This window comes from Spirosoma oryzicola, from assembly GCF_021233055.1.
Lineage (GTDB): Bacteria > Bacteroidota > Bacteroidia > Cytophagales > Spirosomataceae > Spirosoma > Spirosoma oryzicola.
The window spans coordinates 4,920,438-4,935,313 of sequence record NZ_CP089538.1 but is presented as its reverse complement, the minus strand read 5'-3'; the positions used below and the strand labels follow the sequence as shown (position 1 = coordinate 4,935,313).

The window sequence follows — 14,876 nt, the reverse complement described above, 5'->3', positions numbered from 1 at the left end:
CCTATTTTTGTACATCTTTGGATGGTCTACCGGTTGGCGGTTAATATACCTTACATTGATGACTACACGTTTCTGGTGGATTGTATCGACTCGCAGACAAAGGGGCTGACGTTGACCGACTACTTGAGCCGTCTTTTCCACCCACACGGCGAGCATATTATTTTGTTCGCTCGTCTAACCGCTCTACTTGACTATTACATTGAAGGAAGCCTGAATTTTCGTACGCTGTTTATCGTCGGTAACTTAACGTTTGTTGGCTCGGTGTATATTTTATACCGACTTGCGCAGCGTGGTGGTCTGAAACTAATGTACTTTTTGCCGGTAGTTCTTCTACTTTTTCAGCCTCAGTTTTACGAAAACACTACTACATGGGCTATTTGTGCCTTGCAGCATCTACCCGCCTTATTTTTTGCTTTTTTGGCGTTTGATTTAATGAGTCGTTCGTCAGAAAAAGCCTTTTTTCTGAGTTTACCAATTGCCTTTCTTTCGGTCTTTTCTAACGGGAACGGACTGATCGTGTTCGCTATTGGCCTACTGATAATTTTGCTTTCCGGAAGCCGTACGCGGTTGTTTGTCTGGCTGATTTTTACAGCATTAAGTCTAGGGTTGTATGTGTACGTTCATCATACAACTCACTCTCCCGAAATAGGAAGTAATTTAAAACATCCCTTACGGGTGATAGCCGGATTTTTTCTGATGGCCGGCTCGGTAGGCTTGCTATTTAGCCGGTCAATCGGTCTGTTAATGGCTATTGGCTTGTGTGAAATAGCTTTTGTCGGTTTTTTGATTAGTCAAACCGTAATTCGACATTTAACTACTAAAAAACCTCTTCTGCATTTCTCGGCCTGGCTTCGTCAAATCCGTTACTCTCTACCAATTGCAGGACCTTTTGTCGTGCTCTCGGCCTGCTACCTATACGTCGTGCTTACCTTGCTGACTATTTCGTTTGCCCGGAGTCTTGGCTGGTATCCGAGTTTACTGCTGCCACGTTTTCTGTGGTTTGCTGCTATGGGTACGGCGATCGGTTATCAGCTTACCTTACTCTGGCTCAAAACAAGATACCGATTGCTGGCCAGCCGCGTGGCATTAGCAATTGCCTTGATCATATACTGCCTGTCTTACTGGGTCAATTTAGGTGAGTTAAGAAACGTAAGGCAATTATTGCTGAGTGATACGCACAACTGGCGTGCGCACAAAATGCTTATTTCAATGCCCGTTAGTACGAACCAACACGACCATTTTTACAGTAGCATATTACAGGCTGCTGTACAGAAAGGAGTGTATAAACTTCCGGCATCTCCGTTAGACACAGACCTTCGCAAAGCCATTTCGCTGCCACCGATTGCTGGCCCACTGGTACAGGATAGTAGTTTCGTAATGGGCGAACGGCGCATTCATTGCTTATCCATCAATAGCGATTTGCCAGACGGTACTATGTTCGACTCGCGAGACGTTTACTTATTGGTTAAGTCAAGTACGCATACGTTTATATGGCCCGTTAACCGAAGCCAGACGAAGCTGGCCTACTACTTGCAGACGGGGGTGTCAAACTGGAAAGCCAGTACCGTCTGGATGTGTGCCGATCAATTACCCTTGGCGAACTACCAGCTTAGTTTAGCCTGGCTGGATAATAAACAGTGGGTTATACAGCCAAGTCATCAATCAATGACGATGGGAGAGGGAGAATAAGTAACGAAAAGGAGAGTATATTGCTGAGGTAGCCTACCCAAATTAATGGTTGTATACTGCCTACTGATGCGGAATGCTGTGATTTTCAGATTTAATCGATCTTTAATTAACATAAAACAGTCGAGGCATGTATTTAAGGCATGTTTACATTGAGAAGGAATTAATAACGCTTGGTTGCTTTTGCGGCCGAGCGTTTTTGTTGACCAGGCGTACAACTATTGTTCATAAATGCCGATCTTTCCGGATATTTAGTCCATATCGGCACGATCTTGGCTCTAGTTGTGGAGTAACTACAATTTTTAAGGGCGTGTATCCGCTTGTCAGGCAGTGCAAAATGCCCTTTGATTGGACTGGCTTCAATCCCAATCGATACGCTTTAATGTGACTCCACAAGATCGTAAAGTCTTAAAAGAGAACTGTTCAAAACGCATTTCGTTACTATTGGCTATATGCCTTACCGCTATTTGTGAAGGCATCATCCAAAAGCCAGGATTATAAAGTACTTCTTTAATTAAAAACGTATGTCTCTGTTTGTAAATTCGTACATATGGCAGCTTAGCGGTTGTCTGGCAGTAATGGTTAGTGCTTATTACGCCTTAGATCGCTGGCCAGGGACAAAAGTTTTTACGCTATTTTATAAACAGGTAAAGCAGTTCCTTACGGTGCCACCGGTAAATTATCAGGAAAGTACCTGGCCGGGCGAAGTAGATGGTATTTCGGGAAACGGCGATGCTTCCCCCGCCAAACCGATTGTGGCTACATCCGAATCGATACCCGCTACCAGTTCGGCGTCGAAGTTTACTGTCACAATGAATTAGCCAACTGCAAAGCGGTTTAAAAAATACGTATTCCGAGATAGGCATCCTGAGTCAACCGCAGCTTACGTTCTTCTACGGGTGCTGATGGCCTTAACCCATTCTACGTTGTTACACCGCTGGCAATGGTGTTCACTCTGCGTGATCCGTTCTACGTGGCCGCAGGTAGTACACGCATAAAGCCCTGCTTCTGGAAGTGTACAGCTTTTCTTCTGGTAGACTTTAGGTAGAATCGGTAATCCCGGCCTAACGTCATCGTCGGTGTAATAAAAAAAGCTGACGTTACCATTTGTCTCCAGCAAAGCGGTTTGTACCTGACCAACGTGCTCGATGTTCTGCTGACGCATCTCCGAAAAGAATTCGTCTTTGGCGTACATCTGATCGCTCGCTTCCAGTAAAGCAAACATGCCGTCTTCAATGATGTAAACAGGCTCTCCCTCCAACACGCTCTCGAAGCGTTCGCTACGGGCAGCCAGCCAGGTGATAGAGCGATAAAACAGCAGAATAGTCGCAAAAACAAGCAGAGCCGGGAGTATAGCGTTCTCCTCGTTAAACATTGGATCGCCTGCCGCTGAACCCAAGCCAATAATAATCGCTACTTCAAATATCGACAGCTGACGAATACCTTTTTTACCTGATAGCCGCAAGAAGGTCAGGATCAGGGTAAACATGATCAAGGTTCGGATGACAATCTGCGTGGCTAAGCTCCAGTCGAGGTCATTGATAAATACCTTGTTGAAATCAATCTCCATATAGGGATGAATGGTGTACAGTTCATGTAGCCAACGCTTGTATACTGGATTATAGTCTAAAAGAGTAAAACAAGTATTCACTAATCAGCACTCCCTACAAACTTGCATATTAACCTTTATGTTGAGCTGTGTTGGGCCTATCGATTCGCTGAGATACCGTATGAGGGCCGAAGAGTTGTGTTTGCGGTAAGTATAGCCACTGAGTGAGCACAAGCCAAAAGCCGGCAATAGGACGCACTGCTGGCAGAATACTATTAAACAAACGCTGAAATCTTACTTAACTCAAAAACGCTGGTACAATTAGGAGTGTTTTTGGGCAATTTACGATAGTTGCTTGGGCAAAATAGGTCCACTTTTGAGGCACTATTGATGATCATATTCTATAGCGCTATATGATTCTTTTAAACAAGGTCATTTTTTCCTGATCAGCGCATATGTAGTTTTTTGCGTAAGTAGAAGTGTCTATCAATGTACTTATTATCAAACATTTACATATTTCTACTTGTGCAGGTTTCGCTAGTTTAATTTCTTTTCTAAAATCCACATTTTCCACTTACTTGCTTATGTTCATTTCTACTGTCTCTTCAAATCGGTCACGAAAGAGTAGCCGATTAACAACCGGGCTGTTCATGCTAGTCTGCATCATTCTTGCTCAGATGGCCACAGCGCAAACGTCCTCGTTCACTGCCGCCAAAGTCGATGCGGGCCAAGAATGCAACTGGCCCTTCAATGCTGTTGCCACTAATCCAGCCGATAATAAAGTTTACGCTTTTTGGCGAAAAGGTGCTGGCGCCGGTGCCACCTACAAGCTTATTCGTTGGGACAATCCTGGCTGGACTACCTTGAGCACATTCACAACAGCGAATGGAACTTCGTCGTCCGTTAAAGTACCCGACTTTGGTGACGCAGCGGATAAAGTGTCCCTGGCTATTGACAAGACTGGTCGTTTCCACGTTGTTTTCAAGGGAATAGCCTTGTCTACAGTCAACGACGGGGTCTGGTACGGGACTAGCGCTGACGGAGTCAACTGGTCCTTTCAACCCGTAGATATTCTGCCAGCGAGTGCAGCGAATGAATCGCTATACGATGCAGTTATTGAAATAGATAAGCAAAATCAACCCACACGTCGGCTTCCGGTCCAATACCACAGTCACACCCCGGACCTACCGGCTTCGGTACTTCCGGCTAATCGGGGGTAATTGGGTGGGGGAAGATGCCTTTGCTCAATCGGGAAGCTCCAATGGAGGAACTGTCTCAAATGAAATCGGCCAATTCGATCTGGCCGTTGACGGAGACGCAAAAGCTCACTTTTCTTTTCGGCGGGAAACGAATGGAACAGGTAGGGACGGTAGCCTCTACTACGTTACCAATACGACGGGCAGTTGGTCATCTCCTGAGTTATTGGCGCAGGGTAATACCGCACAGGCACAGGCTGAAACCAACACAATTGACACCGATGCCAACAACAAGGTACACATCGTTCACTCCGATTACCAAAACAATCTTTACTACACCACCAACGTTTCCGGCTCGTTTGTAACCAGTCAGATCAATGGAAATGCCAAAGGAGAAACCTATACGCAGCACACGCTGCAAATAAACGAAAATGGGGATAAGTTCTTGGTTTATAACGATGATCGGGGGAGTCCCACTCGGCTTAATTACGCATATCAGCTGGCAGGTACGTCAGGCAGCAACTGGACAGTGGGTACCGCTTTCACGCCAAATGATGTTGCCCGGGGAGGCAACTACTTTTCGGGTCTGATGACAAAAGACAGACGTATTATAACATTGTTTGACAATTCGACGACGGACGTAAGGGGACAATGCAAGGAGTTTCAGCGTGATTTGTGGTACGCTACAGCGACTGTACAAAACGTTCCTGTTCAGCAGGCTCCTACGGTTACCACAGCTACTCCGGCTAGTGTAGCCAGCACCTCGGCCATCCTGGGCGGCAACGTGACGGCCGACGGAGGAGCCTCCGTTACTGAGCGGGGGATCGTCTACAGCGCCAGCAACAACCCGCCCACTACCGCCAACGCCACCAAGCTTCAAATCGGCTCAGCAACGGGTAGCTTCTCGCAAACGATCACCGGCCTGTCGACCAGTACCACCTACTACACCCGCGCCTACGCCATCAACAGCGCCGGTACCAGCTACGGCGCTACCCAGCAGTTTACTACCACCGCCCCGCTAGCGGCCAGTATCAGTGCCCGGACCAACGTAACCTGTAACAATGGCAACAATGGCTCGGCTACCTTGGCCATCACCGGTGGCACATCTCCTTATACTATTGACTGGAAACCGGGTAATCCCACTGGCGATGGGACCACCACGATCACAGGCTTGAGCGCAGGTTCCTACACCGCCATCGTCACCGATACCTACGGTGCCACCGCTCAGGCCATCGCTACCATTACCCAACCACCCGCTCTGGTGCTCAGCATTAGCCCCTCGACCACCACCGTCTGCGGTGGAACGGTTACGCTGACCGCTTCGTCAACCAATGCGGTCAATCCTAGCTTCGCCTGGACAGGCACCAGCCCCACCAGCGGTCCAATGGTTACGGTTAGCAGCACAGGTACCTACTCGGTCACGCTGACCGATGGCAGCGGGTGCAAGGCGGTGGCGTCGGCAGCGGTGACCATCAACCCGGTACCTAATCCGACGATTGTGGGTCTGGCCAGCGCCTATTGCAAAAACGCGACAGCGGTGACGCTAACGGGTAATCCTTCGGGGGGCAAGTTCACCATTGATAGCAATATGGCCACCACATTAGACCCGGCAGTGTTATTGGTGGGTCAGCACACGGTGGTCTACTCTTACACCAACAGCAGCGGCTGTAGCAACACGGCTTCTCAGAACGTCACCATCAATGCGCTGCCAACCGTCAGCATCACCGGTCTGGCCAGCGCTTACTGCCAGGACGCTACCGCAGTCACACTAGCTCCGCTGGGTTCACCCGCAGGCGGTAGCTTTACCATTGACGGCAACTCAGCGACAGTCTTCAATCCGATCATGCTTTCCATTGGGGATCGCCAGGTGGTTTACCGCTTCACCGACAACAATAGCTGCACCAACTCCGCCAGTCAAACCGTTACCGTCAAGGAGGTACCCACCGCTCCGGTGTTGGTCACCCAGGCGGGTAATCCCTACCCGGCAGGCGTCAGCAACCTGACCATCTCCCAGAACGTGGGCAATGTGATCCTGACCGTCTCGAGTTGTACAGGTGGCACCATAAACTGGAACGGAGGCAACGCCACCACGCTGGCCGTCTCCACCAGCAGCCAGGGCACCCAGTCCTTCACCGCCACCTGCACCCGCAACGGCTGCACCAGTCCAACCGCCACGGCGACCGTCACGGTAGTAGCGCCTACACTCAAAGTGCTTTCACGTGACCCTGACAACGGCCAGCTGGGCAACAACACCATCAAGCCCTACCTGATCCTGCAAAACGTGGGTCGTGACCCGTTCGCCTATAGCAACATCACCCTACGCTACTGGCTAACCACCGAGGACAACGTGGGCCTTGTCTTCCAGAAGAACTTTGTGGCCATCGGTCAGAGCAATCTGACTGTGCGGTACGTGCCTATTAGTCAGGCGCGTCAGGGGGCCACGGGCTACATCGAGTACAGCTTCGGTGGGGGCGCGGGCAATCTGGCACCGATGGGCGATTCGGGACCGTTGGAGTTGCAGGTCTACAAAGAGAACTACAGCAGCTTCTTCCAGCCTGATGACTACTCGTATATCAACAACAGCAGCTACACGCTCAACCCCCGCATCACGGCTTATCAGAACGGCACCATCTTCTACGGTGTTGAGCCGACGGGCACAGGCAGCTCGCGCGTGGCCTCGCAGGAAGTGGGTAGCGGCCTAGCCGTGAAGGTGCTGGGCAACCCGGTGGTGGGTCCATCGGCGGAGGTCGAGATCAGCGGAGTGAGCGGTCAGTCGGTGGAACTGAAGCTGGTTGACTTGCAGGGCAAGATGCTCCATGGCCAAACGATTCGGCAGGCGGGCTGGTTGGAACGGGTGAGTTTGCCCCTGGGCACCGCGCAGGGCATGCTTTTGCTGGAGGTGAGCACGGCTACGCAACGTCAGCAGATCAAGCTTGTACGGCCATAAAGCATCTATCTAAGGAAATTCAACAGCGCAACGCCCGGATCTTCACAGGTTCGGGCGTTGCGTTATATAGTGAGCGTTCTACCAGGCCGGCGGTCGTGAGCACCACAAATTGTCATTGCAGGGATAGCGCTTAAAAGAAAAGCACAAAGAGGAGAACTGTACCAATACGAGAAAGAGGACAGACAATATAGTGATCACATCAAATAAAAAAAGCGCCTAGCAGTGATGCTAAGCGCTTTTTCGTTGTGGGAGTTGAGGGATTCGAACCCCCGACCCTCTGCTTGTAAGGCAGATGCTCTGAACCAACTGAGCTAAACTCCCTTTTCTTTACCGCCCGATTGTCGTCGTTTGGGAGTGCAAATATAGGAGAGTTTTAAGTCGATTTGCAAGCGTTTCTGTAAAAAAACTTAAAATATTTTTTAGTTGCTTGACAATCAGCACCAAATTTATTCGAAGTTTAAATACAACGTTACGCTATGTGTCGTCAGGCGATTGATACCAACTCCTGCGGCATTCGTTGAAGGGCGATACAGGTTGATAAGGCCGTGAGAGAATCGTAATTCGGGGGCAAATTTGAAAAACTCAAAAAATTGCTCGAAGCCAATCCCATATTCTACCGCCAGATCCATCGTACCTGTACTGAGCCGACTCGCTCCTTGCAGTTCTTTCCGGCGCACGTTCGTTTCAATGCTGAACGCACCACCGGCCAGCAGATACATTCGGCTATTGTTGCGCCGTTCCGATTTATACTTTAACAACAAGGGTAAATCAACCCAGGTCGATTCCCGGACTTCGGTTTTTGATGTACCACCCGGATAATCGTAATGAACTTCGCGGCTGAACAGCGATACGGAGGGTGTCAGCCGAAGGTCAAAACGGTTATCCAGAAACGCGTTCACGACGAAACCAACCCGAAAACTGGGTTTGTTGGGTGAGTAGATGCGATAAGCGGAGTCAGCCGTAAGAAACGAGGGGCTATGACCAACGCTAAACCGGGTAACGGGAGCCGCGAAGAAAAAACCGTAGTGAATAGGTTTGTCATCGTAGCGCTCCAGGTGCTTGCGGACGTATTTGTAGCCCTGTGCCTGCGCCTGCAAGCTAACGACAAAGAGTAGTGTCGCAACAATAGCCAGGCGAGCGCACGACTGCCAGAACAAACTACCGCAAAACGGTAAGCTAGCTAACCGGGGTAAACCAGACTGCTTTAGGCCGGATTGGACCGTTTGTGACCTATATATATCGAAGCAACGCCGAACGTAAGGGGTATCCATTTGGTATTGGTGAATCCTGCCGCTTCATAAATACGCAGAAAGTCAGTGCCATCGGGAAAAGCCTGCACCGATTCGGGCAGATAAGTATAAGCCGAGGCATCTTTACTCACTAAGCGCCCAATGAGCGGTAGAATAGTCCGGGAGTAAAAACCGTATAGTTGTTTAAACGGAAACTGACGCGGGTTCGAGAATTCAAGCACAACGCAAACGCCACCGGGGCGGGTAACGCGGTGCATGTCCGTCAAACCCTTCAGCAGATTCTCAAAGTTACGTACTCCAAACGAAACGATGACAGCATCGAATTCATTGTCCTGAAAGGCTAAACGTTCCGAATCGCCCGACCGCATTTCGATAATCTTGTCGACACCGCGCTGCTTCATCTTCTCCCGTCCGACGGCCAGCATACCCTCCGAAATGTCGACGCCAACTATTTTTTCGGGTTTCAGCGCAAGCGCTTCCAGGGCGAAATCACCGGTTCCGGTGGCAATGTCCAGAATCGTTTTGGGCGCGTAACGCTTGAGTTCGCGAATCGCTCGTTTGCGCCAGAGAATATCAATGCCACCACTCAGAACGTGATTCAATAAGTCATATTTCGGCGAAATGCTGTCAAACATCTCGGCTACCTGTTCACGCTTGGAGGTATCTTTATCTTTATAGGGTACGACGGCCATAATCGATCAGTTGAATAAACGGCTCTTTACCATAAGAACGGCTATTCGGAATAACTAAACGGCAAAGGTAGTGCGATAACAGCGGGTTTCGGACGAAAGTTTGACATTGAATCAGCGAATGCGTAGTTTTCGAATGCGTGATGCCCTCTTCTACAACCTGACTGTTATGCTTCCACTTGTTTTGTCAACTTTGTTGATAGCCAATTCGTTCGCCACTCATCCGCCCATCGACGACGATAAACTAGCGAAAAAAGCGCGTAAAATTCACCAGCGTATCCTGACACTCGATACCCATGCCGACGCGCCCATCAACATGCAAAGGCCCGGTTTCGATGTGGGTGTGACCCATGATACCAAAAAAGATCAGTCGCAGATCGATTTCCCACGCATGAAAGCGGGGGGGATGGACGCGATGTTTTTCGCGGTCTACACCTCGCAGGGACCCCGTACGGACGCGGGCCATGCCGAAGCCAAGCGTAATGCGCTGAATCAGTTCGATCTGATTCACCAGGCGCTGAAAAAATACCCAAATCTGGCCGAACTTGCGTCAACACCGGCTGATGCCTACCGAATTCAGAAAGCAGGCAAACGAGCGGTTTTTATCGGTATGGAGAATGGCTACCCGGTGGGTAACGATCTGTCGATGCTGAAAACGTATTATGATTTAGGTGCTCGCTATATTACGCTGACGCACTTTGCTAACAACCTCATTGGGGATTCGTCTACCGATCCCGACGGACCGATGTACGGTGGATTAAGTGATTTCGGTAAGAAAGTGGTTGTCGAAATGAATCGGCTCGGTATCCTGATCGATGTGTCGCACGTAGCGGACAGTACTTTCTACGATGCTCTTGCCTTGTCGAAAGCGCCCGTTATCGCTTCGCACTCAAACTGCCGCGCACTGTGCGATTTTCCCCGTAACATGACCGACGACATGATTCGGGCGATTGCGGCAAAAGGGGGCGTTGTTCAGGTGAATTTTGTGAGCGACTATTTGAAAAAACCGTCCGATGCACACCGGGCCGCAAAAACCAAGATTCGTATGGCGCGGGTTGGCAAAGTAGCAACGCCGGAACTGGAAGCGCGCATTGCGGCTCAGAGCGATTCGGTTTCGAAAGCCTACGCGTCGGAGCGGGCCAGCCTGTCGGACATTGCCGATCACATCGATCACATCGTCAAACTGGTTGGAATCGATCACGTGGGTATCGGCTCTGATTTTGATGGGGGCGGGGGCGTTAATGGTCTCGAAGATGTTAGCCAGATCGAGAATCTAACGGCTGAACTGCTGCGTCGTCAGTATTCAGAAGCCGACATTGCCAAAATCTGGGGCGGCAATCTGCTGCGAGTATTGGGACAGGCTAAAGTTGACCTGAACTAACAACGGAATCGAATGAACACGCTCCTGCAAGCGCTGAAAGGACGGAACGCCATTCTGTATTGGTTTGGCTTGATCTGCCTGATCGGTGGATTGGTATGCATCGGATTGTCGTTTGTCACTACGCGTCAGGTTTTGGGCATCAACGCCTTTATCAAACCCACCAAATTCTGCGTATCGATCTGGATTTTCTGCTGGACGATGGCTTGCTTTCTATATCTCCTGAACCGACCAAGAACCGTAGCGGTTTACTCCTGGATGGTTGTTGTCGTCATGACCATTGAGTTGGCCGTCATCATCGGGCAGGCTGCACAGGGAAAACTGTCTCACTTCAACGTTACCTCCATCGTAGACGGCGTATTGTTCTCGTTTATGGGAATCGCCATCACGACGTTTACCGCATGGACCGGCTACATCGGCTATCTTTTCTTTATCACCAAGCCAACGGGAGTACCTGCTACTTACCTGTGGGGGATTCGATTCGGGATTCTGCTGTTCGTTATTTTTGCGTTTGAAGGCGGGATGATGGCCTCGCGGCTAGCGCATACCGTGGGCGCACCCGATGGCGGGCCGGGCCTTCCCGGAGTGAACTGGAGCACAGGCTACGGCGATCTGCGCGTTGCTCATTTTTTCGGTATGCATGCGTTGCAGCTTCTACCGCTCTACGGCTACTTTCTGGCCAAACAACCCCGGCAGGTGGTTGTCGTCTCGATTGCTTATGGCGTAGTCATTTCGGCTTTGCTGGTACAAGCGTTATGGGCTAAGCCGCTGCTTCTAGGCTTGCATTTTTGAGGGTGCGAGCGTCGTAAGAAAGGCGGATGTGTACGGCTTTCGTCGATCCAAGCGGTAAAGAAAGGATGCAATAGCCTTTTGTAGACCACAGACTCTTTCTTAACATGAACCGTTCCGACTTTTTAAAAACCTCCGCGCTTGCTGGGGCGTCACTGATTACGGACCCTCATCAAGTGCGGGCGTTTATTACCCGAAAAGCTCCTCAGAAATACCGTACAGCCCTGGTTGGCGCTGGCTGGTGGGGTGGCAATATTCTGCGTTGCGCTGTGCAGGCGGGCGAATCGAAGGTAGTTGCGCTCTGCGATGTTGATACCCGCCAGCTCCAGAAAACAAGCGATGAACTAAGTAAGCTGACATCCGACAAACCCAAGCTGTACCGGGATTATCGCGAGATGCTGAATACGGAAAAGCCCGAAATCGTGATCGTTGCTACGCCCGACCACTGGCACCCGCTCATTGCCATTGCCGCTATGAAAGTTGGTGCTCACGTGTACGTCGAGAAGCCCATTAGTCATACGATCAACGAAGGAAAGGCGATGGTGAAAACCGCCCGGCAAACGGGTAGGATCTGTCAGGTGGGTACGCACCGTCGGGTGTCACCGCACAACGTATCGGGCATGGAGTTTTTGAAGTCGGGGAAAGCTGGTAAAATCGGAATGGCGCGGGCGTTCGTGTATTATCCGGGTGGAGCCGGACAGCCTACGCCCGATGGTGAAGCGCCTAAAGAAATGGACTGGAACATGTGGTGCGGACCGGCTCCGTTGCGCGCCTACAATCCGGCTATGCATCCAAGAGGCTGGCGTAACTTCCTGGATTACGCCAACGGCACGCTAGGCGACTGGGGTATTCACTGGCTCGATCAGATTCTATGGTGGACCGAAGAAAAGCACCCGCGCAAAATTTATTCCACCGGTGGAAGACCGATCCGAAAAGATAGCACCGACGCACCTGATCACCAGGTCGCTACCTACGAATTCGAGAATTTCACGGCGATCTGGGAGCAGCGAAACTTTGCGGGCAACACGGCTGAGAAAACTCATCCGCAGCAAGCTGTAGGCGTGTATTTCTACGGTACCGAAGGCACCTTTCACATGGGGTGGCTGGATGGCTGGACATTTTACCCATCTGATCCAAAAAAGCCAACGATCCACCAGGACGCGCAACTGGATAAACCAGACGATCAGAATATAGCGTTGTTATGGGCTAATTTTCTGGACAGTATCAAAACCAATAAACTGCCGATTAGTGACATCGAAATTGGGCATCGATCAACCAACATGGCCTTATTGGGTATGCTGTCGATGAAGCTTGGACGTAGTGTCGAGTGGGACGGTGGGCAAATTGCGAATGATCCCGAAGCCAATAAGCTGCTGAGTCGTGCCTACCGGGGCGAATGGCAGTACCCGGTTTGATTCGTTACGTTAGTGGCCGTTCCCTACAGAGAACGGCCACCTGCTTATTACTTCACTAACTCGTTGTTTTCGGCGATCAGGCTGCCTTCATCCCAGCCTTCGTCAACGCGCAGACTTTCTGCTGTACGGTCGGCCTGTAAGATTTGTTCCAGTTCCGATTGCGTTTCCCGAACGGCATGAACATATTCGTCGTCGTTGCGGATAGCCGACAGCCGCTTTAAGGTTCGCTCGTCGTGAATAAAAAACGTTTTTGCTGAACGATTCGCTTCGTGCGCCCGGTAGCCCAGCAAGGTCAGGGCGTCAACGCCGACCCGAAGGCTGGTATCGAGCGTTTCGCGGTAGATGTGCAGCATCCCGGCGTTCATCAGATCATACGCATCATAGCGGTTGGTCGAGCGTACCAGAATGTGCAGTTCGGGAAAATGCTTCTTGATGGTCTCGATGAGTTCGAGCCGTTTTGCTTCGTCACCAATAGCGATCACAATGACCTTTGCCCGAGCGGCCCCGGCAATTTCGAGCAGATCATGACGGCTAGCGTCCCCGTAAAAAACGTTGAATCCCATCCGGCGCAGGTAGTCAACGTTGTCGCTGTTGCTGTCCAAAACCGTTGCCTGAACGTTGTTGGCTTGCAGAAAACGCCCTATCGTACTACCAAAGTGACCATAACCCGCGATAATAACCGGGTTGTCCTGCTCGACCAGATCGCTTTCTTTTTCGGGCTCGTCCTGCTTCACGGTCAGGCGGGGCAACATCAGTTTTTCGTTGAGCAGCATCACCAGCGGAGTAAAGGCCATGCTGATGGCGACAACAGCCGTCATCATGTCGGTTATTTCTTTCGAGAGTATACCTTCCTGTAGCGAGAAGCTGAACAACACAAAGGCAAACTCACCAACCTGGCTAAGGCCGAAGCTAAAGATGGAGTTCTGATTATTTGAGAGCGAAAAGGATTTACCCAGCAGGAACAGCACGATCAGTTTGCAGGCCATAATCCCCAGTACCAAGCTCAGGATAAGCCCCGGATTTGCCATGACCAGTTGAAAGTCGATCGAAGCGCCTACGGCAATGAAAAACAATCCCAATAGCAAACCCTTGAACGGATCGATATCACTTTCTAGTTCGTGCCGGTATTCGCTGTTAGCCAGCACGACACCCGCCAGAAACGTACCCAGCGCCGGGCTTAGTCCAACCGTTGTCATCAGCACCGCAATGCCCACCACCAGCAGAAGAGCCGTTGCCGTAAACATCTCGCGCATACCCGTTCGGGCGATGATGCGAAACAGGGGCGGTGTGGCATAGCGCCCGACAGCAATGATAGCCGCTACCGAACCCAAAACGACAAAAGGCTGAAGCCAGGCGGGCAGAGAATCGACCAGGGTTGTGTGGCTATGACCGCCTTCCACAACCGGTACGTTGGTGTCACTGGCGAGCAATGGAAACAGTGCCAGCATCGGGATAACGGCAATGTCCTGAAAAAGCAATACCGCAAATGAGCTTTGACCCGCAGCGGTTTTCATCAGACCCTTTTCGTTCAACGATTGCAGGACGATGGCCGTGGATGATAACGACGCGATCATGCCCAGGGCCAAAGCCTGCTTCCAGTCGATGCCGAAGAGTATGGCCAGTCCGGCAACGACCAGTGAGGTAGCCCCCACCTGCACACCACCCATGCCGAGGATTGATTTTCGTAAATGCCACAGCCGCGATGGCTCCAGTTCAAGACCGATAACGAACAGCATAATGACGACACCGAACTCGGCAAAATGCATGATGTCAGTGCCTTCCTGCCCGATAAACTCTAATCCGGCGGGGCCAATGATGATTCCGGCCAGCAAATAACCAAGCACCGAACCCAGTCCCAGTTTTTTGGCAATAGGTACCGTAATGACCGCAGAGGCCAGATAAACCATTGCCTGGAAAAAGAATGTTTGCTGCATTGTTGATACGGTTGATTGACGGAACTATGTATCTGGATCAAGT

The 14,876-nt window shown here is 50.7% G+C and carries 11 protein-coding genes and 1 tRNA gene; 7 read left to right on the top strand and 5 right to left on the bottom strand.

Going from position 1 to position 14,876, the window contains the following annotated elements; genetic code table 11:
- Positions 1-21: 21 nt before the first annotated feature.
- Together LQ777_RS20830 and LQ777_RS20825 are read left to right on the top strand one after the other, a co-directional pair.
- On the top strand, positions 22-1,689 hold the full coding sequence (locus LQ777_RS20830) for a hypothetical protein (RefSeq protein ID WP_232559863.1): 1,668 nt from the start codon (positions 22-24) through the stop codon (positions 1,687-1,689).
- A 521-nt stretch (positions 1,690-2,210) separates the two neighbouring features.
- Entirely contained in the window at positions 2,211-2,507 is a 297-nt protein-coding gene (locus LQ777_RS20825) for a hypothetical protein (protein ID WP_232559862.1), read from the top strand.
- 62 nt (positions 2,508-2,569) lie between these two features.
- Here the strand turns inward: LQ777_RS20825 and LQ777_RS20820 are convergent, their stop codons facing one another.
- Entirely contained in the window at positions 2,570-3,256 is a 687-nt protein-coding gene (locus LQ777_RS20820; protein ID WP_232559861.1) for a DUF421 domain-containing protein, read from the bottom strand.
- Positions 3,257-3,885: 629 nt separating this feature from the next.
- Here LQ777_RS20820 and LQ777_RS20815 point away from each other — a divergent pair.
- Both LQ777_RS20815 and LQ777_RS20810 read left to right on the top strand, forming a co-directional pair.
- Positions 3,886-4,455 (top strand): hypothetical protein, encoded by a 570-nt coding sequence (locus tag LQ777_RS20815; RefSeq protein WP_232559860.1) that lies wholly within the window; start codon positions 3,886-3,888, stop codon positions 4,453-4,455.
- A 4-nt stretch (positions 4,456-4,459) separates the two neighbouring features.
- Positions 4,460-7,378, top strand: coding sequence for a cellulose binding domain-containing protein (locus LQ777_RS20810; protein WP_232559859.1), 2,919 nt, complete (start codon positions 4,460-4,462; stop codon positions 7,376-7,378).
- 246 nt (positions 7,379-7,624) lie between these two features.
- On the opposite strand, the gene LQ777_RS20805 is transcribed toward LQ777_RS20810, so the two are convergent.
- From LQ777_RS20805 to ubiE, 3 genes are all read right to left on the bottom strand, one after another.
- Positions 7,625-7,699 (bottom strand) — tRNA-Val (locus LQ777_RS20805).
- Between the two features lie 125 nt (positions 7,700-7,824).
- Positions 7,825-8,649 (bottom strand): type IX secretion/gliding motility protein PorT/SprT, encoded by an 825-nt coding sequence (porT, locus tag LQ777_RS20800; RefSeq protein WP_232559858.1) that lies wholly within the window; start codon positions 8,647-8,649, stop codon positions 7,825-7,827.
- Complete coding sequence (gene ubiE / locus LQ777_RS20795) at positions 8,583-9,320, bottom strand: bifunctional demethylmenaquinone methyltransferase/2-methoxy-6-polyprenyl-1,4-benzoquinol methylase UbiE (RefSeq protein ID WP_232559857.1); 738 nt, start codon at positions 9,318-9,320, stop codon at positions 8,583-8,585. The genes porT and ubiE overlap by 67 nt, the downstream gene beginning before the upstream one ends.
- 166 nt (positions 9,321-9,486) lie before the next feature.
- On the opposite strand from ubiE, the gene LQ777_RS20790 reads away from it, so the two are divergent.
- The 3 genes from LQ777_RS20790 to LQ777_RS20780 all read left to right on the top strand — a co-directional run bounded on the left by LQ777_RS20790 (position 9,487) and on the right by LQ777_RS20780 (position 12,899).
- Positions 9,487-10,698: a dipeptidase gene (locus LQ777_RS20790; RefSeq protein ID WP_232562887.1), complete on the top strand. Its 1,212-nt coding sequence runs from the start codon at positions 9,487-9,489 to the stop codon at positions 10,696-10,698.
- Between the two features lie 12 nt (positions 10,699-10,710).
- A complete protein-coding gene (locus LQ777_RS20785) occupies positions 10,711-11,487 on the top strand; it encodes a hypothetical protein (protein ID WP_232559856.1) in 777 nt (258 codons plus the stop codon).
- A 104-nt stretch (positions 11,488-11,591) separates the two neighbouring features.
- A complete protein-coding gene (locus tag LQ777_RS20780) occupies positions 11,592-12,899 on the top strand; it encodes a Gfo/Idh/MocA family protein (RefSeq protein WP_232559855.1) in 1,308 nt (435 codons plus the stop codon).
- A gap of 47 nt (positions 12,900-12,946) precedes the next feature.
- Here LQ777_RS20780 and LQ777_RS20775 read toward each other — a convergent pair whose 3' ends face one another.
- Entirely contained in the window at positions 12,947-14,833 is a 1,887-nt protein-coding gene (locus LQ777_RS20775) for a monovalent cation:proton antiporter-2 (CPA2) family protein (protein WP_232559854.1), read from the bottom strand.
- Between the last annotated feature and the right edge of the window lie 43 nt (positions 14,834-14,876).

Coding starts and splice junctions, on each gene's coding strand:
- LQ777_RS20820 (WP_232559861.1), bottom strand. CDS start 3,256: ATGGAGATTGATTTCAACAAGGTATTTATCAATGACCTCGACTGGAGC.
- porT (WP_232559858.1), bottom strand. CDS start 8,649: ATGGATACCCCTTACGTTCGGCGTTGCTTCGATATATATAGGTCACAA.
- LQ777_RS20780 (WP_232559855.1), top strand. CDS start 11,592: ATGAACCGTTCCGACTTTTTAAAAACCTCCGCGCTTGCTGGGGCGTCA.
- LQ777_RS20790 (WP_232562887.1), top strand. CDS start 9,487: ATGCTTCCACTTGTTTTGTCAACTTTGTTGATAGCCAATTCGTTCGCC.
- LQ777_RS20775 (WP_232559854.1), bottom strand. CDS start 14,833: ATGCAGCAAACATTCTTTTTCCAGGCAATGGTTTATCTGGCCTCTGCG.
- LQ777_RS20785 (WP_232559856.1), top strand. CDS start 10,711: ATGAACACGCTCCTGCAAGCGCTGAAAGGACGGAACGCCATTCTGTAT.
- ubiE (WP_232559857.1), bottom strand. CDS start 9,320: ATGGCCGTCGTACCCTATAAAGATAAAGATACCTCCAAGCGTGAACAG.
- LQ777_RS20825 (WP_232559862.1), top strand. CDS start 2,211: ATGTCTCTGTTTGTAAATTCGTACATATGGCAGCTTAGCGGTTGTCTG.
- LQ777_RS20815 (WP_232559860.1), top strand. CDS start 3,886: ATGCTAGTCTGCATCATTCTTGCTCAGATGGCCACAGCGCAAACGTCC.
- LQ777_RS20830 (WP_232559863.1), top strand. CDS start 22: ATGGTCTACCGGTTGGCGGTTAATATACCTTACATTGATGACTACACG.